Genomic DNA, 24,934 nt, shown 5'->3' on the forward strand with positions numbered 1-24,934 from the left:
GCCCTCAGCCCTCCTCGTCGACGAGTGTGCGCGATTCCCTGGCGGCCCAGGCGTAGATGCCCTTGGCCATCGTCGACGTCGAGGCGGCTTCCAGCGCCGCGAACACCTCCGCGCGAATCGCGTGCACGTGGAGGTTCTTCGGTTCGGCGTCGGCGGCGAGCTGGGCGAAGTGCCCCGCGAGCCGGTGCTGTCCCGCGGCGAGCAGGTCCTTGGCGTGCTCCGCGAGCCGGTCGGCGCCGCCGGTCAAGGCCGCGAGCTCGCGGGAAAGGTCCTCGCGGGGGGCGGGTTTGAGGTGCGCGGGATTGCCGTCGTACCAGCCGCCGTAGAGCCGCCAGACGTTGCGCACCACGAACTCCGGCTCGTCGTAGGACGGTTTCAGGTACGGCTTGGCCAGCAGCTCGGCCGGGGCCGTGACACCGTGGATCACCTCGTCGAGGGTCGCTCCCGCGTTCATCGCTTCGAGGGTCTGGTCGTGCAGCGTCTCCAGGAACTCCGCGGTGTCGGTGAGCGCCGCTCGCACCCGGTCCGCGCCGACGACCGGGACGCCGTGGCCGGGCAGCAGGAGCTCCGCGCCGAGGCTCGCCATCCACCGCAGGTTCCGCGCCCACTCGCCCGCGTAGCGCTGGACCTTCTGCGGGTTGCCGGGGTTGGGCGAGGCCCAGATGAAGAAGTCGCCGCAGCACAGGATCCGGCGCTCGGGCAGCCAGGCGATCGTCGCGTCGTCGGTCTCGCCGCGTCCGTGCCGCAGGTGCACGTCCAGCTCGCCGACGCGCACCGTCGTCGTGTCGCGGTACGTCACGTCGGGGTAGCGGTGGTTTTCCGGCCAGCGCACGGGAACCTGGAACTGGCGTTCGTTGATCACGGTGTTGTAGCCCGCGGTGGCGGCGTACCGGCGGAACCGCGCGGGCAGGTTCTCGTGTGCGATCACCGTGGGCCGCCTGCCGCCCTCGGCGTCGAACGGGACGACGCCGCGCGTGTGGTCGAGGTGCCCGTGCGAGTAGACAGCGGTGTGCAGGGGCGCGTCGGTGCGGGCGCGGGTGGCGTTGAACAGGTCTTTCGCGGTGCGTTGTTCGCCGGTGTCGAAGCAGAACAGGCCTTCTTCGGTCGGGAACAGGTAGACGTTGCCGAAGGCGGGCCACATCCACACGCCCTCGGCGATCTCGTGCAGGCCGTCCTTGCGCAACCGTCCAGTGTGGAAGAAGCCGGGGTCGGCCTCACCGCGCCAGACGCGGTCGGCGTAGTCCAGGAGTTCGGTCACGGCTGTCCTTTCGAGTAGGTGATCAAGGCGTCCACGGCGACCAGCTCGTCGCCGGTGAGGCACAACGGGTTCACGTCGATCTCGGCGATGTCCGGTTCCGCGGTGAGCAGGTGCACGACCGCGGCGAGCGCCGACCGGGCGGCCGGGGCGGGCACCCCGAGGACGGACTCCGCCCAGGTGGCGAGCTCCGCGAGCTGGTCGTCGTCCGCGGGCAGCAGCAGGGCACGCCGGGGCGCGGCGGGATCTTCGGCGCGGTCACCGCCCTCGCCGAGCAGGAGCGCCGTGCCGTAGACCGGGTCGCGCACGGCGCCGAGCGCGACCTCACGGGTGTGGGCCAGTAGGGGTTGTGCGACGAGCATCCGCCGCGGGTCCGCGGACACCTCCGCCAGCCGTTCCGCCAGCGTGGCGGCGGCCGTGGGCAGTTCACCCGCGGTCACCCCGATCCGCACCAGCCCGTGGCGGGCACGGTGGGGCACGTCGTCCGCGTCACCCTTGAGCACGAACGGACCCGGCCAGTCCCGCACGGCTTCGGCCAGCTCGGCGGCATTGGGGGCGGAAACCGTTGGTACGTGGGCGATCCCGGCCTCCGCGAGCACCGGCGCCGCGTGCAGTTCCGACACCACCCGCTGCCGCGAATCCCCACGACTCGGTGTGGGTTCGGCCGACGGGGGATCGGGCAGCAGCACCCGCAGCCGCCGCCGGAGCGCGCCGATGCTCGGCAGCACCGTTTCCGGGCTGGCCAGCCGGGCGAGCTCGCCGGGTGGCGCGCAGGCCCACACGAACCAGGCCGGGGTGGACAGCCCCGCGGTGATCCCGGCGAGCGTGCGGTAGGTGTCGAGGAAGCGGTCTCCGAAGGTCAGGTACAGCACGATGCCGTCGACGTCCGGGGCCGCGTCGAGCACGCCGAGCAGGCCGGTGATCCGGTCGAGCGCCCGGTCGAAGTTCCCGCCGAGGTCCACGGGATTGGCGTCGGTGGCCCCGATCCCACCGATCTCCGCGAGCCGCGCCCGGGTCTGCTCGCCGAGCGGTGGGACACGGGCGCCCAGTGAGGTCAGCACGTCGGCCAGCACCCCGCCCGCCCCGCCCGACATCGTCAGCACCGCCAGCCGGGGCGCGGGCGGCAGCGTGACGCGCTTGCGGGCACACAGGACCGCGTCGACGACCTGCTCGTCGTCGGTGACGAGGTGGATGCCCTCCTGACGGCACAGCGACGCGAGGAGCAGGTGGTCCCCGGCGACCGCCGCGGTGTGGGACAGCGCGGCCCGCCTGCCCGCGGCGCTGCGCCCGACGCTCAGCGCCACGATGGCCTTGCCCGCCCGCCGCGCCCGGCGCCCCAGTTCACGCAGGCCGGCGGCGTCCCGCACGCCTTCGAGGTAGAGCACCAGCACGCCGGTCTCCGGCTGGTCCAGCAGGTAGGCGCCGAGTTCGGTGGCGGACAGGCACGTCTCGTTGCCGGCGCTCGCGTAGTAGGAGTAGCCCACGCCCGCCTGTTCCAGCAGGTCGGCGAGCACGAAGCCCATCGCTCCGCTCTGCGTCACGATCGCGACGGGACCGGGGTCGGCGCGCTCGCGGTCCAGGAAGCGCGTGGTGGACAGCTGCACCGAGGCGGGGCGGCTCACGATGCCAAGGCAGTTCGGCCCGAGCACCGGCATCGACCCGGCGGCGGTCCGCAGCTCTTCCTCCAGGTCCCGGTTGCCACCCTCGGCGAAGCCCGCGGCGTACACGATCGCCGCGCCTGCCCCGATTTCCCTGGCCTCGCGCAGGAGATCCGGCACCGTGGCGGCGGGCGTCGCGAGCACCACCAGGTCCGGGGCGTGGCCGATCTCGGCCAGCAAGCGCACGACCCGCGCGCCCGGCAACGTCAGCTCACCCCGGGCCACGGCGACCACCTCCCCGCCGTAGCCCCCTTCGAGCAGCCGCCGCACGGTCATACGCCCCCACGACGCCGCGTCCGTGGCGGAGACCCCCACCACCGCGATCGACTTCGGCCGGAAGATGGCTTCCAACGAAAACTCCTTTGTGATCGCCGTCATGGACACTGTTCCAACTGTCGCCGCTGGTGATCCGTCCGCGGAAGCGCTCTTCGTCCACGGTTCCGGCTATGCTGCTGTGACATGTCACAAGCACCCTGGGATCGGCTGGAGCGGCGGACACAGGCTGTGGCCGAGCGTGCCGTGCACGCGTACGCGGCGGCTTCACCGCACTACGGCGGAGTGGTTCCGGAGCACCTCGAACTGAACATGGCGCACACCTGCCGGGAGATCGTGCGGCTGTACGTGCGCCTGGTGCGCGAGCGGCGTGACCCGCGTGAGGACGAGCTGCGGCTGTTCGCTGAACGGGGTGCCGATCGGGGTGCGGAACGGTTGCCGGTGGCGGAGCTGCTGCAGGCGTATTTCTTCATCGCGGAGGCGATCTGGGCGGAGTTGTCCGATGTGTCCGCGGACCTGCCGGCCGAGGCGGCGGGGACGTTGTTCCGGTGCATCCACCGGGTGGCGCACGCGGGCGTCCAGGCGCACCAGGAGGAAACCGAAGCCGCCCACGGCGAAGAACGCGAGGCGATGCGGGACGTCGTGCGCGCCCTCGTCGCCGGTGAACCAGCGGCGGAACTGGCCGCGCGCTTCGAGATCCGGCTCGCGGACGCCTACGGGATCCTCGCGCTACGGCTCGCCGCACACCCCACGGAAGCCGTCGAGGACACGGTCGGCAGGCGGCTCGCCGGACACCGCAAGGTCCACCGGCTGATCCAGCACCTGCGCCGGGAACTACCGGACGCGCTGGCCGCACTCGACCCCGGTGGCGGTCTGGTCCTGGCACCGTCCACATCGGACCCAGCGGCGATCCGTGCGGTACTGCCGAAACTCCAGCGCGCCACGGGGATCGCGATCACCGCAGGTTACGCGTACGCCCCCACGGTGGCCGACATTCCCACGGCAGCGAACCAGGCGAGAAAGTTGTTGGAGCTGACACGCGAACCGGGCGAGGTCGCAGTGTTGGAGGACCGCCTCTTCGAATACCAGATCGCCCACGACAGCGAAGCGCGCCCACGCCTGGCGTCGATCGCGGCCCGGCTGCGCGAAGAACCGGAACTGCTGACGACGATCACCACCTACTTCGCGACGGATTTCCACCGCCGGGAAACCGCAAGGCGCCTGCACGTCCACCCCAACACGGTGGACAACCGCCTGTCGAGGATCACAACGCTCACCGGCGCCAACCCCCGCACAGCACAAGGCTTGCTGGTCCTAGCCGCCGCACTGAGCCCGGCAACAGCAGCCACCACCCACCTACAGGACACCCGGCAACGCAACGAAAGCGGCCCCACCGCCCACCCCCGCCCCGATCCCCAGCTGCCTTAGCGCTCAAGGATCGGGGCGGGGGTGGGGCCGCTCGGCAGGGCGGTCACGCCCGGGGACCCGGGCACTCAGGCGAGCAGCGAAAAAAGATCACCCAACTCCCGTCGCACCAGGCAGGTGCCCGGTCAGCCGTTCCCAGTTCCCCGCGCCGATGGCTGCCTTCTCCTCGTCGGTGAACGGGGCGTTGTCCAGGAAGGAGCGGGCGACGCCGCCGCTGGTGTCGAGGTACGGGAAGCCCGCGGGCCGGGTGCCGAAGGTGTACGGGTAGTCGGTCGAGTACAGCATGCGGTCGGTGCCGACGACCTCCGCCGTCCACCGGAGGTAGCGTTCGCTGACCGTGCCGCTGCCGGCGATCCAGAAGTTCTGCCGGAAGTAGTCGATCAGCGGCTGCCGCAGCCCGGCCATCTCCTGCAGGTACCCGACGTGGTCGAGGTAGAACAGGACGACCTCGCCCCAGTGCCCGGCGATCACCTGCAGCCCGGGATGGCGGTCGAACACCCCGGAGAAGATCATCCGCAGGTACTGCACGCCGAGGTCGTAGTACCAGCCGAGGCCCGCGGTCGCCAGCGCCGGGCCGATCGCGCCGGGCAGCCCCGAGTAGTACGCCTGCTGCACCGCCGGCAGCGGGGTCTGCGGGTGGAAGTGCAACGGGACGCGCAGTCGTTCGGCCGTCGCGTACAGGTCGTCGAACTCCGGGGCGTCGGCGAGCTTGTCGCCGGTGCGGCCGTTGACCATCGCACCGCGGAAGCCGAGCTGGGTGACCGCCCGCTCCAGCTCCGCCGCGGCGTCCTCGGGCGAGGGGGTCGGGAGGGTCGCGAACGCCTGGTACCGCTCCGGGTGGGCGGCGACGATCTCGGCCATGGCGTCGTTCGCTTCGCGGGCCACGGGCACCGCGTCGGCGGGCGGCAGGTTCTGCACCCCGGGGGAGGTCACCGACAGCACCGCGACGTCGATGCCCTGCTCGTCCATGTCCGCGAGCCGCTGCTCGCCGACGTCACGCAGCCGCCGCATCACCGGGTGGTCGTGCGGGTACGGTCCGCCGCCCGTGACACCCGCCTTCTGCCACGCTTCGCTGACGACGGGGAGGACCAGGTGCTCTTCGAGCCCCACGATGCGTATCTTGCCGGACATTGCCGCCTCTTCCTGCTGTTTCCAGTGATAACAAGACGATGATATCAGTGAAAACAGGGAGGCTGCCGACTCACCGCGGTCCGGGGCGCAGCCGCAGGTTCTGCATACCGCCGTCGACCGCGAGGGCGGTACCGGTGGTGGCGCCCGCCGCCGGGCTCGCCAGGTAGCAGATGGCGGCGGCGACCTCCTCGGCCGTGACGAGCCTGCCCGTCGGCTGCCGCGCTTCGAGCGCCGCCCGCTCCGCTTCGGGATCGGCCGCGGCGTCGAGGAGCCTGCCGACCCACGGGGTGTCGACGGTGCCGGGGTTGACGCAGTTGACGCGGACGCCCTCGGGCAGGTGGTCGGCGGCCATCGCGCGGGTCAGCGCGAGCACCGCACCCTTGCTGGCCGAGTACAGCGCGCGCTGGGGCAGGCCCGCGGTGGCCGCGACCGAGCACGTGTTGACGATCGCGACAGTGCGCCCGGCCGCGGCGGCCGTCCTGCGCAGCAGGGGCAGTGCGGCGGCGCTGACCCGCGCGATGCCGGTGACGTTGACGTCGAACACGCGCTGCCACTCGGTCTCGTCGTTGTCCTCGACCGTGCCCTGCGCGCCGATCCCGGCGTTGTTCACCAGCACGTCGAGCCGCCCGTGCCGCTGCTCGATCCCCTCGACCGCGGCCCGCACCGAGGCGGTGTCCGTGACGTCGCAGGTGTAACCGTCCAAACCGGACTCGAGCCCGTCCACCGTCCGGTCGAGCACCGCGACCGCCGCCCCGCGCCGCGCGAGTTCCCTGGCCGTCGCGAGCCCGATCCCCGACGCGCCACCCGTCACGGCCGCCACCAGTCCGTCGAATTCCATGTCCGTCCTCATTTCTCTGGGAAGTTCAGCGGTGACCCGCCGCCACTTCGGCGGCGGTGCGGACGAACGCGGCGAGCGCGCGGTCCCGGCGGTCTTCGGGCCAGGCGGCGAGCAGGGTCGTGTGCCCACCCTCCACGGGCACGGTGACCAGCTCGCCGCCGAGGCGGACGGCGACCGATTCCGGGAGGACGGCGATCATGCGTCCCAGCGCGATCAGCTCGGCCACCTGCCCGGTGTCGGTGATGACCGGGCCGGTGCCCGGGGACTCCTCGCTCCAGCGCGGGAGGACCTCGCCCGCCAGGTCCGCCGTCCGGACGCGGGCCCGCCCCGCGAGCCGGTGGGTGCGGGGGAGCACCACGAGTTCCCGCTCGGTGAGCAGCTCCTCCGTGGCGAGGCCGGACAGGTCGGGCTGGGGCAGGCGCAGCAGCGCGAGGTCCGCGGTGCCGTCGCGCAGCAGGGCCGTCTGCTCGCCGAGGCCGCAGACCAGCACCTCGACGTCGACCGCGTCGGGGTGCCCGGCGAACCGGGCGAGGACGGGTTCGAGCAGGCCCGCGTCACCACCCGGCTTCATCGCGACCACGAGTTGTGGCCGCGCGCCCGCGCGGCGGGTGAGCCGTTCGGCCACCGCGAGCGTGGCCAGCGCCTTGCGGCCCTCGCGCAGCAGGACGTCCCCGGCGGCGGTCGGCGTGACCTGGCGGCTCGTGCGGTCCAGGAGCCGGACGCCGAGCCGGCGTTCCAGGCGCTGGATCGCACGGGACAGCGGGGGCTGGGCGATGCCCAGCCGGGCGGCGGCACGGCTGAAGTTGCGTTCCTCGGCGACGGCCACGAAGTAGGCCAGCTCCCGCGAGTCCATACCTCCAGGGTATAGGTACGGGTCCCGATCGATCTTGGCTCCGGTGCCCGGCAGCTGGTGGGCTGGCGGCATGACAGACGAGATCGCTTTGGTCACCGGGGCCAGCAAGGGGATCGGCTACGCCATCGCGGCAGGGCTCGCCGACCGGGGCATGACGGTGCTGATCGGCTCACGCGACGCCAGGCAGCGCGACGCGGCGGTGCGGCAACTGGGGTCAGCACAGGGCATCGAGCTGGACGTCACGGATCCCGCCACTCTCGCCGCCGCGGCCAAGACCATCGCCGAGCGGTACGGACGGCTGGACGTCCTGGTCAACAACGCCGGGATCACGGGGAACGAGCGGCAGATCCCCGGCAGCGGTGATGCCGCCGCCGAAGTCCGCCGGGTGTTCGAGGTCAACGTCCTCGGCGTCGTCGCGGTGACCGAGGCGATGCTGCCGCTGGTGCGCCGCTCGCCCGCCGGGCGGGTGGTGAACGTGTCCGGCCGGGCGGGCTCGCTGACCGCGATGGCCGCGCCGGACGGGGAGCTGGCCGACCTGCCGCCCCTGCTGGGCTACCCGGCGAGCAAGGCCGCGCTCAACGCGATCACCCTGCAGTACGCGAAACACCTGCGAGGGGACGGCATCCTCGTCAACGCCGTCTGCCCCGGCCCCACCGCGACCGAGGGCAACGGCTTCACCGGCGAGCGCACCCCGGAGCAGGCGGCGGTGGTCGCCGTGCGGATGGCCACGCTCGGCGACGACGGTCCGACCGGCACCTTCACCAGCGAGGAGGGGCCCATCGCCTGGTGAACGCTCAACCTTTCCCGATGCCCACTCGTAGTAGGCGCCGTGAAAGGGAGAACTCTCTGGGTTTCGACGGCCCTCCTCGCGTTCGCCGCGGGCTGCGCCCCGGCCGCGGGATCGGCGCCGGTGGTCACTTCGACGACCGCGGCTCCGGTGTCCACCACGCCGCCACCACCGGTGACCAGCACGCCGGAAGCGCCTCCGCCGTGCGGTCCCGGCGTCGCGGCCTGTGTGAGCCTGTCGCGGAAGAAGGCGTGGCTGCTGCGGGACGGGGCGGTGGTGCTGGGGCCCGTGCAGGCCGAGCCGGGCGGCCCGAAGAGCCCGACGCCGGTGGGGTCGTTTCGGGTCGAGTGGAAGGACCGCGAGCACTACAGCAGCGAGTACAACCACGAGCCGATGCCGAACTCGGTGTTCTTCGCGGCGGGCGGGATCGCCTTCCACGCGGGCAGCCTGGAGCGGTCGTCACACGGGTGCGTGCACCTGTCCGACGCCGACTCCGCCGCCTTCTTCGACGCGCTGGGGGTGCACGCGAGGGTGCAGGTCGTCGCCTGAACCCGGTCACAGCAGGGCCATCGACTCCCACATGGCCATGGCGAGGCCGAGACCGCGGACGTCGGCCAGCCCGCCCGCCATGCGGTTCGGGGTGTAGGCGAACGTGACCCCGGCGTCGAGGTCCACGATGGCGAGCGAGCCACCGAGACCGCCCCAGTACAGGGTGTTCGGGTTGGGCATCAGGCCGCCGGAGACGGCGAACCCGAGCCCGAAGCGCAGGTCGAGGCCGAGGACGAGGTCCCGGCCCTCGACCTGGACCTCGAGCGCCCGGCGGGCGCCCGCCTCGGACAGCAGGCCCCGCCCGCCGCTCGCCAGGACGGCGAGCACGTCGGCGACCGAGCGGGCGTTGCCGGTGCCGCCCGCGGCGGGGATCTCGGCGCCGCGCCACGCCCTGCTGCCGGTGACCGCCACGTCGAACGGCGGGTTGCCGGACGCGTTGGCCTGCAACGGTGTCGGTTCGGCGAACAGCGGGGTGTCCTTGTCCGGGGGGATCATCTCGGCCACGCGGTCGTCCTCGGCCGCGGGCAGTCCGATGTGGAAGTCGGCGCCGAGCGGCGTGGCGCCCTCCTCGCGGAAGAACGTCCCCGGGGTTCGGCCGGTGACCCGGCGCACCACCTCGCCCACGAGGTAGCCGTGCGTGAGGACGTGGTACCCGCTCGCCGTGCTGGGAGGCCAGAACGGTGCCTGCGCGGCCAGCAGACCCGTCGCCTTCTCCCAGTCGTACAGATCTGTCACCGAGATCGGCCGCTCCCAGCCCGACAGCCCGGACGAGTGGCTCAGCAGGTGCGCGACGGTGACGCCGTCCTTGCCGTTCGCCGCGAACTCCGGCCAGTAGCGCGAAACCGGCGCGTGCAGGTCGATCTCCCCGTGATCGGCGAGCAGCAGTGCGGTCAGCGCCATGACGGTCTTGGTGACCGAGTAGACGTTGACGATCGTGTCCCGCCGCCACGGCCGGGTCCGCGCCGCGTCGGCGAACCCGCCCCACAGGTCGACGACCGTCCGGCCGCCGACGTTCACGCACACCGAGGCACCCAGCTCGGCGCCGCTGGCGAGGTTCTCCTCGAACACCGCGCGCACCGGGGCGAACCGCTCGTCCGCGAAGCCCTGCACGGCACGGAGTATCCGGCCGCGGACCTCGGCGGCGCCACTGGTTATCCGGGCTGCCGGAGCCACCCCGTGTCCCACATCGTGGGTTTTGTCGGTACCCCCGGCTAAGGTCGTGGGCGATCGATCTTGGAGCAGGGGAGTGTGGGGAACGTGGGCTGGAGCCGGAACATCGGAGCGGTCGCGCTGGCGCTGGCGGCCGCTGCCGGGATAGCGGCGTGCGGGGGCGGCGGGGGCACGCAGTCGTCGGCGGAGAGCAAGGGTGGCGCGCCGGTCGTCGTCGCGTCGTTCAACTTCACCGACAGCCAGGTGCTGGCGGAGGTGTACGCGGGTGCGCTGGAGGCGAAGGGCTACCCGGTCACGCGCAAGCTGAACCTGGGCTCGCGTGAGCTGATCTACCCGTCGCTGAAGTCGGGTGAGCTGCAGTTCGTGCCGGAGTACCAGGGCGCGGCGATCACCACCGGTTTCGGCCAGGTCGCGGCGAAGGACGCCGAGGGCCAGCACCAGCAGCTGGCGAAGCTGTTCGAGCCCGAGGGCATCGGGCTGCTGAACTACGCGCCCGCCGAGGACAAGGACGTGTTCCTCGTGAAGGCCGATCTCGCGAAGTCGCAGGGGATCGCCACGATCAGCGACCTGAAGAAGCTGGACAAGGTGGTGCTCGCCGGCGGGCCCGAGTGCGAGAAGCGGCTGCCGTGCTTCCGCGGGTTCAAGGAGGTCTACCAGCTGACGAACGCGACCTTCCAGACGGTGCAGGAGATCGGGCCGCGCGTGCGCCAGCTCGACTCGGGCGCGGCGACGGTCATCCCGGTCACGTCGGTGAGCCCGGTCGTCGACGACCCGAAGTACGTGGTGCTCAAGGACGACCTCGGCATCGAGCCCGCGCAGAACGTGGTGCCCGCGGTGAGCAGGAAGGTGCTCGACGAGCGCGGCGCGGACTTCGCGAACGTGGTCAACGCGGTGAGCGCGAAGCTGACGACGGACGAGTTGCGGCAGCTGAACTCCCGGGTGGACTCCGACGGGGAGCCCGCGGCGGACGTGGCGAAGGACTGGCTGTCGAAGCAGGGCCTGGCCTGATGGCGGACCTGCACTTCACGGCTTTCGTCTGGCCCAACGGGTACCACGAATCGGCGTGGCGGGTCGTCGAGGACGACGTGCGTGGCGTGCTCGGGCTGCCGTACTACGCGGAGATCGCGCGGACGGCGGAACGCGGCCTGATGGACGCCGTGTTCCTGGCGGACAACATCGCGATCGCCGAGTACCGCACGACGCACCTGCCGCAGACGCAGTTCGACCCGGTCTCGGTCCTGTCGGCGCTGGCGGGCGTGACCGAGCACATCGGACTGATCGGCACGGGGTCCACCACGTACAACAAGCCGTGGGAGCTGGCCCGCCGGTTCGCGACGCTGGACCACCTCAGCGGTGGCCGCGCGGGCTGGAACATCGTCACCACGGTCACCCCGCTGGCGGCGGCGAACTACGGCGAGACGGCGCACCCCGAGCACGCCGACCGGTACGAGCGGGCGCACGAGTTCGTCGAGGTGGTGACGCGGGCGTGGGACAGCTGGGAGGACGACGCCGTCGTGGGTGACCGCGAGGGCGGGGTCTGGGCGGATCGCGGCAAGCTGCACGCGCCGCGGTTCCACGGCCGGTTCTACGACGTGGAAGGGATCCTGCCGTTCCCGCGCTCGCCGCAGGGGTGGCCGGTGCTGGTGCAGGCGGGGCAGTCGGCGGCGGGCATCGGGCTGGCGGCGCGGTACGCCGAGCTGGTGTTCTCGGGCCCGCCTTCGCTGGAGGCCGCGGTCGCGTTCCGGGCGGACCTGCACGCGAAGGCGGCGGCCGCGGGCCGGGACCCGGAGCACGTGCTCGTCCTCCCGGCGCTGATGATCACGCTGGGCGGCACGGAGGCCGAGGCGCGGGCGAAGGCGCGGCGGCTGGAGGAACTGGCGAGCCCGGAGTTCCGCTGGCAGAACGTGCTCTACACGGCGGGCCTGGACCCGGACGCGTTCGACCCGGACGTCCCGTTGCCGGCGGAGCTGTGGACGGGGAAGTCCGCGCCCTCCAGCCGGGCGGAGCAGCTGTACGCGGCCGCCCGCGCCAGGCCCGGTGCGTCACTGCGGGAACTGGCGGGCGAGCTCAAGAGCGGCGCGGGCCAGTACCACTTCGTCGGCACGCCGGAGCAGCTCGCCGACCACGTCCTGGAGTGGCAGGACGCGGGTGCCGTCGACGGGTTCACCATCATGGGCTCGACGCTGCCGTACGAACTGACGGCGTTCGTCGACCACGTCGTGCCCATCCTGCAACGCAAGGGCCGCTTCCGGAGCGAGTACACCGGCGCCACCCTTCGGGAGCACCTCGCCCTGCCGAGGCCGTCCGGTGGCGGTGCGGGGTAGTTCCCGCGCTGGGGTCTCGGACGGGTAGAAGCGGGCGCAGGCCCAGCCTTCGGCCAGGCCGGTGATCCCCAGTTCGGTGCAGGTGTCGCGCCAGGCATGCGAGCGGTAGGCCGACCCGTTGTTGGAGAGCACGCGTTCGACGGTGACGCCCAGATCGGCGAACCAGGCCACCGCCCGGCGCAGGACGGCGGTGGCGGTGGTTTCGTCGGTGTGGATTTCGGCGTGGGCGACGCGGGAGTGGTCATCGATGACGGTGTGGACGAACGCGGTGCCGGTGCGGGGCTTGTAGTCGGCGCCGCGGGGCGCAGCGGTTCGCCGGTGACCCGGTCGATGTGGGTGAGCCCGGACGACCGCCCGCACCACTGGGCCGCGGGTGCGGACCGGGCTGTGGTGCGGGCGGCTGCTGCGATCAGCCATCCCGGCCACACCTTCGGCGCGGTAGCGCTCGGCCCACTTCGCGGCCGTCCGTGACCACGAACATTTTCGCCGCTTCGGCATAGGTCCAGCGATGGTCGACGATCAGGCGTGCGAGTCGCAGCCGGGTGCGTGGGGTCGGGGTGGGACACGAAGGCCTCCGGCGGGTGATGTGGTTCCTGGACAGCTCCACTTCACAACCGGAGGCCTTCACCTGTCAGCACGACAGGCCACCTGTGGTCACCTCAACCCGGGACAACGTCCCTGGCCACCACATCGGCCGACCTGGGCTACGAAGGTGATCCCCTCCGGAAAGCCGGCCTGCGCCGCGTGATCGCCGCCCCGAGGTTGTCGAGTTCCTGCTCGCGGTGGGCGTGGTGCTGTCGCGTCCAGTTGTCGTCGTGGAGCGGGGCGAGCGTCATGACCAGCCGCGTCTGGTCACCGTCCGGCTCGAGGTCGATCGTGGTCAGGTGGTCGTAAGGTTCCTGGCCGGGCACGAAGTCGATCGGCGACAGATAAGCCAGGCGTTTCGGCGGCGTGACCTCGGTGAACGTCTTGTGCAACGCCGTCGTGAGCGGCTGGCCGACGTTCTTCATGAACGCGATCTGCTCCGGCGCGGTCGCGGTCATCGTGTAGTGGACCTGACCGCCGGGCACGAGTTCAATCTCGGTCACGCGGGTCGTGAAGCCGTCGGGCGCCCACCATTCGGCGAGGCCGCTCGCGGTGGTCAGCAACTCCCAGACGAGTTCGGGCGAAGCGTCGTACGTGCGCTCGATCCGCGCGGGCTCCGTGGTCATCGGTCAGCTCCAGCGGCTGAGCTCGCCGTGCGGGAAGGCGGCGAACGCGCCGCTTTCCGCGCCTGCCTTGAGGCTGCTCAGGTACGACCCCCAGTTCGTGCTGCAGCCGCTCATGAACTCGCTCGCCTCCGCCCACCCGGCGTGTGTGAACAGCAGCGTCGTGCCCCCGTCGCCCCAGGGGCGGAGGGTGAACTCGATCCGGGTGCCGACCCAGCTGCCGGGCCCTTCGGTGACCCGCCACACGACCTCGTCCGGGGTGTCGGCCAGGACTTCCATCTTGGCGGCCGGTTTGTCGGCGTCGCCGAAGTAGATGGCGAAGCTGGAGCCGACCGCGTGTTCACCGGCGAGCGGGCGCCCGGTCCACCAGCAGGCGATGCCGTCGGTGCTCGCGATGAGGTCGTGCACCCGCTGCGGCGGGGCGTCGATGCTGAAGCGGTGCAGGATGTCGGGCATTTGCGTTCCCTTCGTCGAGACGATCCGCACCAGTGACGAACGGCCGGCCGCCGGACGGACACCCTCGACAGAAAAAATCCGTTGTCCGTCTGAGCCGGTGCCGTTCGTCTGATACTGGACACACCCAGCACAGGGAGGACCCATGCAGTACGCGCTGTTGGCCTACAGCCAGCCAGAAGACACCGGCGACCGGGCCGAGCGCCCGATCCCCGGCGGCCTCGCGCCCCTGCTCGACGGGCCGGACGTCACCGGCTGGGCCCGGCTCCACGCCGACGGTTCCGCCACGACGCTCCGCAACGACGACGGCCGGACGCTGTTCACAGACGGGCCGTTCATCGACAGCAAGGAGTACCTCTCCGGCCTGATCCTGATCGAGGCCGGCGACCTCGACCGCGCCCTCGCCATCGCCGAAGAGATGCTCCACACGACCAGGCCCGGCACCGCCATCGAGGTGCGGCCCGTCCTCGCGGGGCACTTCCGTGGCGCTTGACGCCGTCTTCCGCGAACACTGGGGCCGCGTGCTGGCCACGCTGACCGGCGTCCTCGGCGACCTCGAACTCGCCGAGGACGCGGCCGCCGACGCGTTCGCCGTCGCCGCCGAACGCTGGCCCCGCGACGGCGAACCGGCCAACCCCAGGGGCTGGCTGGTGACGACCGCGCGCAACCGCGCCATCGACCAGCTGCGCCGCCGCCAGGTCCTGGCCGACAAGACGAAACTGCTTGCCCGCGAACTCGGCACCGTCTCGCCGGAGGCCCCGGTGGACGACGCCGCCATCCCGGACGAGCGGCTCGAACTGATCTTCACCTGCTGCCACCCCGCGCTCGCTCCCGAAGCGCAGGTCGCGCTCACCCTCCGCACCCTCGGCGGCCTGTCCACGGACGAGATCGCGCTCGCCTTCCTGGTTCCGTTCGAGACCATGAGCAAGCGCCTGACCAGGGCGAAACGCAAGATCCGGGACGCGGGCATCCCGTTCGCCGTGCCGCCAGCCCACCAGCTGCCCGAGCGGCTGGCGGCCGTCCTCGCCGTGGTCTACCTGGTCTTCAACCAGGGCTGGGGCGGCGGCCGCGTCGACCTCGCGCGGGAGGCGATCCACCTCGGCCGGGCGCTGGCCGGCCTGATGCCCGACGAACCCGAGGTGCTCGCGCTGCTGGCGCTGATGCTGCTGCACGACGCCCGCAGAACGGCTCGCCTGCGTGACGGCGAGGTCGTCCCCCTCGACGAGCAGGACCGCACCCTGTGGGACACCGGACAGCTCGACGAGGGCCGCGCGCTGCTGCGGCGCGCCATGGCGCACGGGCGGAGCGGGCCGTACCTCGTGCAGGCCGCGATCGCGGACCTGCACCTGCGAGAACCCCGTGACTGGCAGCAGATCGCCGCGCTCTACGAGGCGCTCGCCAGGCAGACGCGATCGTCCATTGTGGAGATGAACCGCGCCGTCGCCGTCGCCGAGATCGACGGCCCCGACGCCGGCCTGGCCCTCCTCGACCGGCTCGATCTCGACCACTACCGCTACTTCCACTCCACCCGGGCCGAACTCCTGCGCCGGGCGGGCCGGGACGCCGATGCGCAGCAGGCCTACCAGCGGGCGCTCGACCTCGCGCAAACCGAGCCGGAGCAACGCTTCCTCGCCCGCCGGCTCGCCGAGATCCAGGCGCGGCGCCCCGGGTGATGGAGTCCGGTCAGTGGGCCAGGAGCGCGGCCGCGGGCACACTGGTGAGCCACGCCCACCCGGCGAGCGCCACGCCGTGCGCCACCCGCCAAGGCACGGGCGCCGTCCGCACGACGCGGCTGACCAGGACCACTTCGCACACCCAGCGAGCGCCCCAGAACACGGTCTGCGCGGCGAGCACGGTCCTGGCCAGCAGCCCGGGTGCGAGCAGTTCGTCGGCGGGCCACAGCAGCACCCCGAGCACGACGCAGGTGAGCCCGGTGAACCCGGTGTGCAGCCCGACGACGAGCCGGGACAGCGGCCTCATCGCGAGCAGGTCCGCGGGCCAGCCGAGCAGCCGCGGCAAGACCAGGTGCGCCACCCCGAGCGCGATCGCCACCGACCCGGCGAGCCGCAACTGCACCGGCAGGGCCAGCAGCGCGGTCACGACGTGGCTCCGGCCGGCAGCTCCCTCGCCTCGAACGCCGTCGCGGACACCAGCGGCGTCCGCCGAAGGCGTGCGACCGGGCGCAAACCGGCCCGCGCCGCGACACGGTTCCACTCCCGGCGCGGGTAGAAGTGCCACGCGCCAGGGCCGAAAGCGAGCACGTTCGGCAGGTCGCGGTGGTGCTCCACCAGCACCAGCCTGCCGCCGGGCCGCAGCACGCGCCGCGCTTCCGCGAACAACGCCTCCCGTCCGGCGGGGGTCCGCAACTCGTGCGCGGCGAGCACCGCCAGCACGAGATCGGCCGACGCGGTCCCGACGGGCAAGGCGTGCGCGCGAGCCTGCAGGGCACGGGCGGGAAAGCGTTTGCGCGCTCGGCGGATGGATGCCTCCACGGGCGCATCCGGGTCGAGGACGTCCAGGGTCACGCCCACCGAACCCGGCAGCACGGCGGGGAGGGTGGGGGACACCTCGTCGAACCCCGCCGTGATCAGCACATGGCGCCGGACCCGGGCGGGCAGCACCGGGCGCAACCAGCTCCACCTGTACAGACCGGAGAGGTCGTAGACCCACCAGGACGCGGCGAGGCTCGCGAACGTGAACCACGCCGCCGCACCCGAGCCCCACCGGACCGGCCGGCGCAACGGCGCGGGAACCGGGAGGAACCCCGCCACGGCGACCGCCGCACCGCCGAGCACCTTGGGCCAGTTGAACGCGAGGACCTGGGCGACGCCTCGGACGGTCACCGCAGCTCACCCCGGTGCCAGCCGTAGTCCACATCGGACACGTGAAAGGCGTTGGCCAGCTGTGGTTGCACACCTGCGAACGGGCCGTGCCGGAGGAAGGACACCTCCGCCGAGGTGACCGCGACCGGTGCGGGCTGCCAGTTCTGGCGGTACGCCTTCACGACGACGATCCCCTTGTCCTCTGGCGAAAACGTGTACGGCAGCGGTCCGGCGAACCTGCGCGCATCCGCCGGAGTGGCGAAAACGCCGCCCCATGAAGGAGATTCTTCGGCCAAGTCCGCGGTGACCGCCACATCCGCCGTCCCGTCGCGGGAGACCACCTTGAAGCACAGCCGGTTTCCGTCGAACGACACTCCGGCAGGGCTGTGGTGGTAGTGGTAGCCGGTCAGCACATTGGCGCCCAGCGCCAGCGCGCGGCGGTCGGTGTCGCTGCGCAGGATCCGCAGTCCGCGCAGGGTTTTTCCCGTGGGCGTCCGGAGTTTGGCCAGCACCCGGTAGCCCGCCATGACCGAGCGGAAACCGGCGTGGGCGGGCAGGAACGCGGGGCGCAGTTGCCGGAGCGACACCAGCGCCACGGCCACGAAGGCGTGTTCGGTGCCGTTCGGCGCGCGGTAGGTGTCCAGCTCCAGCGCGCGGGGGAGCAGCGGTGCGAGCAACTCCGGTTCGAACGCGTACGTCAGCACCAGCGAGTGGTCGAACCGCGTGCGCATCGGCACCGGATGCCGCCTCAGGAACCAGCTCATGACGCTCCCATTCTCCGAATTTCCACCACGCCCCACAGCATCGCCCGGTCCACGGGACCCGCGTCCTGGCGCGGCGCCGGTTCCCGGAACGAGCGGAGCACCACCACCGCGCCCGGTTTCAGCGCGTGCGCAAGGGCGCGCTCGAGCCGTGCGGCGTACGTCGCGTCCGGGCCGTCCAGGATGTTGGACAGCGACACACCCTGGTACCAGCCACGCGGGACCTGCTCCAGATGCGTGGCCACGTCCGTGTGGATCAACCGTGCGTGGCGGGGTTCCGGGGCGGTGGCGAGCTCGTCGCGGCCGGTCAGCAGCCGCCAGGCCCAGGGGTTGGCGGCAGGGCGATCGCGCAGGCCGCGGCGGAGCCGGTTCAGCAGGACCTGATCGAGCCGGGGCGGGATCGACCGGCGGAAACCCGGGCGCAGGACCAGACCCAGTGGCGCCAGCCCGCACGCCAGCAGGCCCCGCAGGCGTTTCGACGCGAGCAGTGGCGTCAAGTCGCCTTGCCGCAACGCTTCCGCCACGTTGTGCGGCCGCCACCGCGGGTCGAGGCCTCGCAGCACGGCGCGTCCTGCTGCGAGCAGCCGTTCGGCGCTGCCGGTGACGGCGGGGGCACCGGCGAGGCGCGCGCGGCCGTAGTCGAGCTGCACCGGGTTGATGTCCACCCCGGTCACGTCGAACCCGGCCCCGGCGAGCGCGGACACCGTCTCACCCGCCGCGGCGATCGCGAGCACGCGGCCGCCCGGGGGAAACGCTTCCAGCTCCACGCGCGGGTCCTCGTAACCCCAGCCGAACAGGATCTTCGGATGGCGGCCGGGCAGCAGGCGCCCGGCGGTCCAGGGGTTCACGCCGGTCTCCTCGTGGCTCCGGGCGAGCAGCACCTTCGGTCGGCGGCGGGGTAGCAGGCGCCCGGCTGTCCAGGGGTTCACGCGTGTCTCCTCGTCGCGACGAGCCACGCCAGCACGAGCAGGACCACGTTGTGCAGCACCAGGTTGAGCGGCTCGGCGATCTGCCCGCCGCCGAACAGCAAGCCGCCGCCGTTGAACGCGGCCAGCAAGGCGGTCTGCACCGCGGCGGCGGTCCTCGGCGCCCACCCGGTGAGGACCCACAGCCCGAGCCCGACCTCGGCGAGCCCGATGAGCACGAGCACGACCCCGGCGGCGGCCCCGAGCACCGGCACGGCCGCGACGATCGCGCGCTCGTCGGGCCGGGCGCCGAGCAGCTTGGCCACCAGCCCCTCGTACACCCACACCGCGGCCACCGCCCCCGGCGGCACCCACCGGACCACCCACGCCCTCACCCGCACGGACCCGACTCTAGATTCCCGCCGGAGAAGGTCGGGACGCGGCGCGCGGTGGGGCCCGCGACGGCGTCGCGGGAGGCGGTGAGGTGGCGGCCCGGCGAGGTGAGTGGGGTCCGCGACGGTGCCGCGGGAGGCGGTGAGGTGGCGGCCCGGCGAGATGGGCAGGGCCGGGCCGGGATGGCGGGTCGCTGCGGGCGGGGTTTAGGGGCTTGTGCCAGGCCACCTCGGGCTCGGACGTGGCGGAGTTTCCGTGGTGGCGGTTGCGTGGCAGTTCGGTGGGCTGGGCGGGATGGCGGGGTAGAGCGGCCCGGGGTGCAGGCCCGTGCAAAACCCCTCGGGGCGGGGGTGGCGGCTCGCCGAGGCAAGCCGAACGCCGGAAGCCCGACCCACCCCACTCAACCGCGACTCACCCGGACGCCGGAAGCCGGTACACCGACACGTGCGAGCCCGACTCCGCGGTGAACTCACCCCCGACCCAGTCCGCGTGCCTGCTTTCGAGTACCAAGCCCGCCAGCCGCGCCATGAGATCGAGTTCTGCGGGCCAGATGTAGCGGTGCGTGCTGCGGGCCAGATGCGCCTGCCCGTCCTCGTCGAAGCTGAAGTGGTGGGAGACCAGGTGCTGCTGCACCACGTCGTAGGTGTCCAGCCCGATCCGGCCCGGCTCGTTCCGCCACACCATCGCGTCGCGGCTGGGCGGGAGGGTGCGCAGCTCCGGGACCCCCAGCTCGAGCACGAACCGGCCGCCCGGCTCCAGATGGCGGGCGGCGTTGCGGAAGCAGGCGATCTGCGCCTCCTGGGTGAGCAGGTTCGAGATCGTGTTGTAGACGAGGTAGACCAGCGAGTACCGGCCCGGGGCGGTGGCGGTCGCCATGTCGCCGGTGATCACCGGGACCTCCGCCGCGCTCGCCTTCGTGCGCAGCCGCGCGATCATCGCCGGGGACAGTTCGATCCCGGTGACCGGGACCCCGCGCGCCGCCAGCGGGACGGCGACCCGGCCGGTGCCGATGGCGAACTCGAGCACCCGCCCGCCACCGGCCAGCTCGGCGAGCCGGTCCACCGCCGGCTCGACCACCTCGGGGGCGAACATCCCCGTGCCCGGCGTGTCGTAGCGGCGGGCGGTCTCCTCGTCCCAGATCTCCTGGCGCACCCGGGCCATGGTGGCCGCGAAACCCGGTCCGGTCCACCGGTTTTCGCGGCCACCGCACACTCAGGGCACCCGCACCGGGTAGTCGAGCACCACCGCGCCGCCCGTGGCGTAGTTCGGGACGTCCGCCTGCACGGCCTGGCCTTCCGGGGAGGCCATCGCGGCGCCCGCGGCCTCGGCGTCGTCGAATTCGCCTTCCCAGATGGCGAAGTAGTCGCCCGAGACGTCGAAGCTGTAACGCATCGCGCGCAGTCCCGGCAGCTTCGCGGCCAACGGGAGGTGCGTGCTTTCGTAGTACTCCTTGAACGCCGCCGCGTCGGCGGGCTCGGGGTACAACACCACGATCTTGTGCATTCCGGACCTCCTACCGGCCGTGCCGGGCCAGGAACTTCCTCGCCCGCTCGGGGGTGGCGAGGATGTCCCACTGGCGCTCGGGGAAGTTGAAGTTGTTGGTGAACTCGTCCGCGATGGCGGGGTTCTCGGCCATCGCGCCGAACAACTCCAGCAGGTGCGGCGGCGGTGGCGTCTGGATCATCAGGTTGGTCCAGTCCGAAATGGAGTGGACCCGGTCGCGCCGCCGGCGGGCGACCTTGCGGCAGAACCGTTCGTCGAAGTTCGGGTCCTCGACGATCGCGTGCCCGAGCTCCCAGGCGGAGTACGAGGCCGAGTTCGCGCCCTGCCCGATCACCGGGTCCACCACGGTGTGCACGTCGCCGACGGCGATCGTGTACCGGCCGTTGGGCAGCCGCACGTAGTCCTCGCGCACGGTCGGCACCACGGCGCCCTGCAGCAGGTCCTCGGGGCGGGTCAGCCGGAACCGGGCCGGGTCGATGCGCTCGAACACCGTCGGGTGGTGCTGCTGCGTCTTCTCCAGCACCAGCTTCTCGAACGCCGCCGGGTCCTCGTCGTAGCGGGCGTTCGCCAGCACTTCGAGATCGCCGCCCGGCACGTTCTCGAACAACAGCGCCGTGACGTGCCCTTCGAACGAGTACATCGGGATTTCCAGCAGCTCGCCGTGGCCGGGCGACACGCTCATCGTGACGCCGCGGGGTTCGGAACGCACGATGCCGTGGTAGAGCCCGACGCAGAGCTTGCGCTGCGGCGCGTCGTAGGGCGACTTGGCGGCGATGCGCGGGAACATCGCGCCCATGCTGCCCTTGCCGGTGCCGACGACGACGAGATCGTGCTTCTCCGACAGGGGGAGGATGTCCGCGGCCTGGATCGGGCGGACCTGGAACTCGCCGCCGCGCTCCTGGTAGTCCTCGAGCAGCTTCGGCAGGTAGATGCGGTAGTCGATGGCCCGCGACGGCGCCTCGAACGAGCCGGGGAAACGCAGCGGGTGCGGGCCGCCGAGGTAGTGGTGGTGGCAGAAGTAGCCGTACTCCTGCAGGTCCCAGTGCTCCACGCCGAGCGCGCGCTCCCGCAGCACGGTCGTGTTGTGGTGGGCGACGCTGTTGGGCAGGCGCCCACCCGCCAGCTGCTCGGCCGACTTCTCGCTGTAGATCGTCACCGGGACGTCGTGCTGCCGCAGCAGCAGCCCCAGGTGCAACCCAGCGACGCCGGAGCCGATGATGCCGATACCCGACACGCCTGTTCCTTTCTCCTCGCCACCACGCGACGGTCCACATCGGACCGGCACGTGGTCGGAAGCCTTTTCCTGTCTCAGAGTGTCGCGGGAACGCGGGGTGCGGCGCTTGCCGCTGCGCGTACCGCCGCTTGACTCCCGGTGCACGCGCGCCGGTACTCGCTCGGCGCCATGCCGTAGGCGGCGCGGAAGGCGCGGCTGAACGTCGAGAGGTCCGGCATGCCCCACCGGCCGCCGATCTCGCTGAGCGACAGCCCGGCCAGCGCCGGGTCCTCGATGTCGCGGCGGCACCGCTCGAGCCGTCGCGCGCGGATCAGCTCGGCGACGGTGACGTCCTCGGTCTCGAACAGCTTGTGCAGGTACCGCAAGGAGATGTACTGGGCGTCCGCGACCTGCTGGGGGCACAGGCCGGGATCGTCGAGGTGCGCGTCGACGTAGGCCCTGATCTGCGCGCGCATGGTGTCCGCGCGTGCCGACGGGGGTGCCGGTGCGCCGCACCGGGTCAGCAGCGCGGCGCGCAGCAGGCCCGTCACCGACTCGGCGACACGCAGGCCCCCGGCGGGCTCGACGGCGTCGAGCTGCTCGGTGAGCGTGGCGACCACAGTGGACGCGACGCGGCCGAGCCCCTCCGAACCCGGCACGGCGACAGCGGTCACCTGTTCGCTCAGCCCGGCGGGCAGCGACAGGTCGGCGCGCGGCAGCATCAGCACCGCCAGGTGCGCTTCGCCGGGGAACGCGAGCCGGTAGGGCCGCGAGGTGTCGCAGAGCACGAAGTCGCCGGGGGAGAGCCGGGCGGTCCGCCCGCCCTGTTCCACGATGGCGCTGCCCGCCAGCTGCACCTCGATCTTGAAGTACCCGGGGTCCGAGCGGCGGATCAGCCGGGGCGTGCGTTCGACGACGCACGCGGAAGTCCGGATCTCGGAGAGGGTGGCGGTACCGACGCCGGCGGAGCGCAGCTCGCCGTGAAAGCCCTTTCCGCCGGGCTCCCGCACTGCCAGCGGCACGAAGGCGGTGGCCGTGACCTCACGCCAGAGGTCCAGCCGTTCCCGGGCGGGGCAGTCGTCGGTGGTGGTCACGAACGTCATCGTCGACTCCGTCAACCGTGGGCTCAGTACGTGAAGAAGTCCTCGTCGAGGCCCGCGTGCAGGGCCCGGTAGGAACCGGTGAAGAACACGAGCGGCTTGCCCTCGCGCTCGGCGAGGTGGCGCACGTGGCCGATGAACAGCTGGTGGTCCCCTGCCTCGTGCACGTCCACCACGTCGCAGCCGATCTCGGCGAGCGCGCCGTCGAGGAACGGCAGCCCGGCGGCCCAGCGGAACTCCGGGCGCAGGTCCGCGACCGGCCGCCCGGCGAAGTGCTGGGAGTGCATCTGCTGGTCGTCGGCCAGGACGCTGACGCCGTAGCGGCCCGTGCGCGCCAGCAGGCCCGCCATCCGCGACCGCGTCGCGAGCGAGACCAGGACCAGCGGCGGTTCCAGCGACACGGACAGGAACCCGTTGGCGGTCATGCCGTGCACCTGCTCGCCTTCGGCGGTGGTGATGACCGTGATGCCGGTGGAGAACCGGCCCACCGTGCGGCGGAACCGGAAGGGGTCGAGGTCGGGTGCCGCGGTGGTGACCGCGGAACGGTGGGACATCGTCGTCCTCCTTCGTCTCTCATTGCGAGCTGTGAACACTCGATCAGCTCGCAATGCGAGCAGGCTAGCAGCTAGGGTGGGCAGGACACCAGAGCGAGGAAGGGAGCGGGGGTGGCCGACGACAGCGCCAGGCCGAGGGCCGGGGTGCGCGTGCAGATCCTCGACCGCACCCTCGACGTGCTGCAGCTGCTGGCCGACGGCAGGCCGCGCTCCAGCCAGGAGCTCGCCACGGAAGCCGGGCTGCATCGCTCGATCGTGTACCGGATCCTGCGCACGCTCGAGGACCGCTCGTACGTCTCGCGGACGCCCGAGGGGCGCTACACGCTGGGGCTGGGCCTGCTGGTGCTGTCCCGCTCGTTGCTCGGCGGCGCGCAGGAACAGCTGCGGGAGGTGCTCGCGGAGCTGGCCGACAAGGCGGCGGCGACGGCGTTCCTCGCGGTGCCCCAGGGCAGCGAGATGGTCACGGTGCTGACCGCCGGTCCGCGCCAGGGCACGGCGGCGGTGGTCTACCACCCGGGCGACCGATCGGCCCTGACCCGCGGGGCGCGTGGTCTGGCGGTGCTGTCGGCGAGGCCGGCCGAGCCCCACGAACGGCCGGAAGTCGCCTGGGCGCGGCAGACGGGGTACGTGCGCACGGTGGGCGAGATCCACGCGGGCCTGACGGAACTGGCCGCCCCCGTGCAGCTGGACCACGGTGTGCCCGCCGCGGTCGGTCTCGTGTTCGCCGGGGAGCTCGACGAGGAACGGGCCGTGCGGGAGCTGCGGGGGACCGCCGCCCGGCTTTCGCGGCCGCCGGACGTCTGGGAGCTGTGAACTGTGCACTTTTCCGGTAGTCGTGTGCGCGCTGGGACAAACGCGGGAGCGGGGCGTGCGCCGAGGATCGGGGTATGGGTGACATCGACACTTTCGAGGGTTTGCTGGCCGCGGTTGCCGTTGAGGACGGTCTGCGGGTGACGGATCCGGCGTCGGGTGAGGTGCTCGGTTACGCGCCGGACCGCACCGTGGAGGATCTGCGGCGTGCGGTGGCTGTGGCGAAGGCGGCGCAGCCGGGGTGGGAGGCGCTGGGGCATGAGGAGCGCTCCCGCTTATTGCACGTGGCGGCTGATGCGGTGGAGCACTCGGCGGCCGCGTTGGCGGAGTTGATTTCGCGGGAGCAGGGTAAGCCGTTGAATGGGCCGGGCAGCCGGTTCGAGGCCGGTGGTGTGGCGGCGTGGCTGCGGGCGGCGGCGGATACGCCGTTGGAGCCGGAGCGGGTGGGGGAGTCGGCGGTGTTGCGGTATCGGGCGGTGGGGGTGGTGGGGGCGATTGGGCCGTGGAACTGGCCGGCGTTGATCGCGTGTTGGCAGTTTGCGGGGGCGTTGCGGATGGGCAACACGGTGGTGCTCAAGCCCTCGGAGTACACCCCGTTGTCGGTGCTGGCGTTGGGGGAGGTTGTGGGGCGGGTGTTGCCGGAGGGGGTGTTGACGGTGCTTTCGGGTGGCCGGGAGTTGGGGGCGGCGGTGGTGGCTGACCGTGGGTTCGGGAAGTTGATGTTCACCGGCTCCACGCGTACCGGGCGGGCGATTGTGGCGGCGAGTGCGGGGAACCTGCCGCGGTTGACGCTCGAACTGGGGGGTAACGACCCGGGTATCGTGCTGCCGGACGCCGATCCCGCGGCGATCGCGGAGGATCTGTTTTGGGGTGCGTTCATCAACACCGGGCAGACGTGTGCGGCGTTGAAGCGGTTGTATGTGCACGAGAGCCTGCACGACGAGGTGGT

27 protein-coding genes and 1 pseudogene are annotated in these 24,934 nt (G+C 72.1%); 9 read left to right on the forward strand and 19 right to left on the reverse strand.

Annotation, left to right across the window (positions count from 1 at the left end; genetic code table 11):
• Positions 1 to 4: 4 nt before the first annotated feature.
• Together BMZ92_RS11960 and BMZ92_RS11965 are read right to left on the reverse strand one after the other, a co-directional pair.
• Positions 5 to 1,258: an alkyl sulfatase dimerization domain-containing protein gene (locus tag BMZ92_RS11960; RefSeq protein WP_091506130.1), complete on the reverse strand. Its 1,254-nt coding sequence runs from the start codon at positions 1,256 to 1,258 to the stop codon at positions 5 to 7.
• The gene (locus tag BMZ92_RS11965) at positions 1,255 to 3,264 is read right to left on the reverse strand and encodes an acetate--CoA ligase family protein (protein ID WP_218153442.1); all 2,010 of its coding nucleotides are present in this window, start codon (positions 3,262 to 3,264) and stop codon (positions 1,255 to 1,257) included. Before BMZ92_RS11965 ends, BMZ92_RS11960 begins: the two co-directional genes overlap by 4 nt.
• A 108-nt stretch (positions 3,265 to 3,372) precedes the next feature.
• Between BMZ92_RS11965 and BMZ92_RS11970 the strand changes: the two genes are divergently transcribed.
• On the forward strand, positions 3,373 to 4,614 hold the full coding sequence (locus BMZ92_RS11970) for a PucR family transcriptional regulator (protein WP_091506133.1): 1,242 nt from the start codon (positions 3,373 to 3,375) through the stop codon (positions 4,612 to 4,614).
• Positions 4,615 to 4,701: 87 nt separating this feature from the next.
• On the opposite strand, the gene BMZ92_RS11975 is transcribed toward BMZ92_RS11970, so the two are convergent.
• From BMZ92_RS11975 to BMZ92_RS11985, 3 genes are all read right to left on the reverse strand, one after another.
• On the reverse strand, positions 4,702 to 5,742 hold the full coding sequence (locus tag BMZ92_RS11975) for an amidohydrolase family protein (protein ID WP_091506135.1): 1,041 nt from the start codon (positions 5,740 to 5,742) through the stop codon (positions 4,702 to 4,704).
• A gap of 70 nt (positions 5,743 to 5,812) precedes the next feature.
• The gene (locus BMZ92_RS11980; protein ID WP_218153443.1) at positions 5,813 to 6,580 is read right to left on the reverse strand and encodes an SDR family NAD(P)-dependent oxidoreductase; all 768 of its coding nucleotides are present in this window, start codon (positions 6,578 to 6,580) and stop codon (positions 5,813 to 5,815) included.
• A 25-nt stretch (positions 6,581 to 6,605) separates the two neighbouring features.
• On the reverse strand, positions 6,606 to 7,433 hold the full coding sequence (locus tag BMZ92_RS11985; protein ID WP_091506138.1) for a LysR family transcriptional regulator: 828 nt from the start codon (positions 7,431 to 7,433) through the stop codon (positions 6,606 to 6,608).
• Positions 7,434 to 7,503: 70 nt separating this feature from the next.
• Between BMZ92_RS11985 and BMZ92_RS11990 the strand changes: the two genes are divergently transcribed.
• Entirely contained in the window at positions 7,504 to 8,223 is a 720-nt protein-coding gene (locus BMZ92_RS11990) for an SDR family NAD(P)-dependent oxidoreductase (protein WP_091506140.1), read from the forward strand.
• A 120-nt stretch (positions 8,224 to 8,343) separates the two neighbouring features.
• Positions 8,344 to 8,769: a L,D-transpeptidase gene (locus tag BMZ92_RS11995; RefSeq protein ID WP_091506143.1), complete on the forward strand. Its 426-nt coding sequence runs from the start codon at positions 8,344 to 8,346 to the stop codon at positions 8,767 to 8,769.
• Positions 8,770 to 8,775: 6 nt separating this feature from the next.
• Here the strand turns inward: BMZ92_RS11995 and BMZ92_RS12000 are convergent, their stop codons facing one another.
• Positions 8,776 to 9,879, reverse strand: a complete 1,104-nt coding sequence (locus tag BMZ92_RS12000; protein ID WP_245783015.1) for a serine hydrolase domain-containing protein — start codon at positions 9,877 to 9,879, stop codon at positions 8,776 to 8,778.
• Between the two features lie 147 nt (positions 9,880 to 10,026).
• Here BMZ92_RS12000 and BMZ92_RS12005 point away from each other — a divergent pair, with 147 nt between their 5' ends.
• A complete protein-coding gene (locus BMZ92_RS12005; protein WP_091506258.1) occupies positions 10,027 to 10,947 on the forward strand; it encodes an ABC transporter substrate-binding protein in 921 nt (306 codons plus the stop codon).
• Positions 10,947 to 12,263, forward strand: coding sequence for an NtaA/DmoA family FMN-dependent monooxygenase (locus tag BMZ92_RS12010; protein ID WP_091506145.1), 1,317 nt, complete (start codon positions 10,947 to 10,949; stop codon positions 12,261 to 12,263). Before BMZ92_RS12005 ends, BMZ92_RS12010 begins: the two co-directional genes overlap by 1 nt.
• Positions 12,264 to 12,326: 63 nt before the next feature.
• Here the strand turns inward: BMZ92_RS12010 and BMZ92_RS38155 are convergent.
• From BMZ92_RS38155 to BMZ92_RS12025, 3 genes and pseudogenes are all read right to left on the reverse strand, one after another.
• A pseudogene (locus BMZ92_RS38155) lies at positions 12,327 to 12,849 on the reverse strand (DDE-type integrase/transposase/recombinase); the annotation flags it as partial.
• 118 nt (positions 12,850 to 12,967) lie between these two features.
• Positions 12,968 to 13,474, reverse strand: coding sequence for an SRPBCC family protein (locus tag BMZ92_RS12020; RefSeq protein WP_091506149.1), 507 nt, complete (start codon positions 13,472 to 13,474; stop codon positions 12,968 to 12,970).
• 3 nt (positions 13,475 to 13,477) lie between these two features.
• On the reverse strand, positions 13,478 to 13,927 hold the full coding sequence (locus BMZ92_RS12025) for an SRPBCC family protein (RefSeq protein ID WP_091506151.1): 450 nt from the start codon (positions 13,925 to 13,927) through the stop codon (positions 13,478 to 13,480).
• Positions 13,928 to 14,069: 142 nt separating this feature from the next.
• Here BMZ92_RS12025 and BMZ92_RS12030 point away from each other — a divergent pair, with 142 nt between their 5' ends.
• Both BMZ92_RS12030 and BMZ92_RS12035 read left to right on the forward strand, forming a co-directional pair.
• Positions 14,070 to 14,417: a YciI family protein gene (locus BMZ92_RS12030; RefSeq protein ID WP_091506153.1), complete on the forward strand. Its 348-nt coding sequence runs from the start codon at positions 14,070 to 14,072 to the stop codon at positions 14,415 to 14,417.
• Positions 14,407 to 15,597 (forward strand): RNA polymerase sigma factor, encoded by a 1,191-nt coding sequence (locus BMZ92_RS12035; protein WP_091506156.1) that lies wholly within the window; start codon positions 14,407 to 14,409, stop codon positions 15,595 to 15,597. The genes BMZ92_RS12030 and BMZ92_RS12035 overlap by 11 nt, the downstream gene beginning before the upstream one ends.
• A gap of 10 nt (positions 15,598 to 15,607) precedes the next feature.
• Here BMZ92_RS12035 and BMZ92_RS12040 read toward each other — a convergent pair whose 3' ends face one another.
• The 10 genes from BMZ92_RS12040 to BMZ92_RS12085 form a co-directional block, all read right to left on the reverse strand.
• Positions 15,608 to 16,024: a hypothetical protein gene (locus BMZ92_RS12040; RefSeq protein WP_091506159.1), complete on the reverse strand. Its 417-nt coding sequence runs from the start codon at positions 16,022 to 16,024 to the stop codon at positions 15,608 to 15,610.
• Positions 16,021 to 16,767, reverse strand: a complete 747-nt coding sequence (locus tag BMZ92_RS12045; protein ID WP_091506160.1) for a class I SAM-dependent methyltransferase — start codon at positions 16,765 to 16,767, stop codon at positions 16,021 to 16,023. Before BMZ92_RS12045 ends, BMZ92_RS12040 begins: the two co-directional genes overlap by 4 nt.
• Complete coding sequence (locus tag BMZ92_RS12050; protein ID WP_218153444.1) at positions 16,764 to 17,510, reverse strand: DUF2071 domain-containing protein; 747 nt, start codon at positions 17,508 to 17,510, stop codon at positions 16,764 to 16,766. Before BMZ92_RS12050 ends, BMZ92_RS12045 begins: the two co-directional genes overlap by 4 nt.
• The gene (locus BMZ92_RS12055) at positions 17,507 to 18,436 is read right to left on the reverse strand and encodes a BtaA family protein (protein ID WP_143249852.1); all 930 of its coding nucleotides are present in this window, start codon (positions 18,434 to 18,436) and stop codon (positions 17,507 to 17,509) included. The genes BMZ92_RS12050 and BMZ92_RS12055 overlap by 4 nt, the downstream gene beginning before the upstream one ends.
• Positions 18,433 to 18,813 carry a DoxX-like family protein gene (locus tag BMZ92_RS12060; RefSeq protein ID WP_245783016.1) on the reverse strand — a complete coding sequence of 127 codons (381 nt, stop codon included), beginning with the start codon at positions 18,811 to 18,813 and terminating at the stop codon, positions 18,433 to 18,435. Before BMZ92_RS12060 ends, BMZ92_RS12055 begins: the two co-directional genes overlap by 4 nt.
• 403 nt (positions 18,814 to 19,216) lie before the next feature.
• Positions 19,217 to 19,957, reverse strand: a complete 741-nt coding sequence (locus BMZ92_RS12065; protein WP_091506266.1) for a class I SAM-dependent DNA methyltransferase — start codon at positions 19,955 to 19,957, stop codon at positions 19,217 to 19,219.
• 60 nt (positions 19,958 to 20,017) lie between these two features.
• Positions 20,018 to 20,308, reverse strand: coding sequence for an EthD family reductase (locus BMZ92_RS12070; protein WP_091506165.1), 291 nt, complete (start codon positions 20,306 to 20,308; stop codon positions 20,018 to 20,020).
• Between the two features lie 10 nt (positions 20,309 to 20,318).
• Complete coding sequence (gene styA, locus BMZ92_RS12075) at positions 20,319 to 21,542, reverse strand: styrene monooxygenase subunit StyA (protein WP_091506167.1); 1,224 nt, start codon at positions 21,540 to 21,542, stop codon at positions 20,319 to 20,321.
• A gap of 74 nt (positions 21,543 to 21,616) precedes the next feature.
• Entirely contained in the window at positions 21,617 to 22,624 is a 1,008-nt protein-coding gene (locus BMZ92_RS12080) for an AraC-like ligand-binding domain-containing protein (protein ID WP_091506170.1), read from the reverse strand.
• Between the two features lie 23 nt (positions 22,625 to 22,647).
• Positions 22,648 to 23,175: a flavin reductase family protein gene (locus BMZ92_RS12085; protein WP_091506172.1), complete on the reverse strand. Its 528-nt coding sequence runs from the start codon at positions 23,173 to 23,175 to the stop codon at positions 22,648 to 22,650.
• 111 nt (positions 23,176 to 23,286) lie between these two features.
• Here BMZ92_RS12085 and BMZ92_RS12090 point away from each other — a divergent pair, with 111 nt between their 5' ends.
• Together BMZ92_RS12090 and BMZ92_RS12095 are read left to right on the forward strand one after the other, a co-directional pair.
• On the forward strand, positions 23,287 to 23,988 hold the full coding sequence (locus tag BMZ92_RS12090; protein ID WP_245783017.1) for an IclR family transcriptional regulator: 702 nt from the start codon (positions 23,287 to 23,289) through the stop codon (positions 23,986 to 23,988).
• 74 nt (positions 23,989 to 24,062) lie between these two features.
• A partial coding sequence (locus BMZ92_RS12095) for an aldehyde dehydrogenase family protein (protein WP_245783018.1) occupies positions 24,063 to 24,934 on the forward strand: 872 nt, incomplete at its 3' end.

Source organism: Amycolatopsis sacchari (assembly GCF_900114035.1).
In the GTDB taxonomy this organism is placed as follows: Bacteria; Actinomycetota; Actinomycetes; order Mycobacteriales; family Pseudonocardiaceae; genus Amycolatopsis_E; species Amycolatopsis_E sacchari.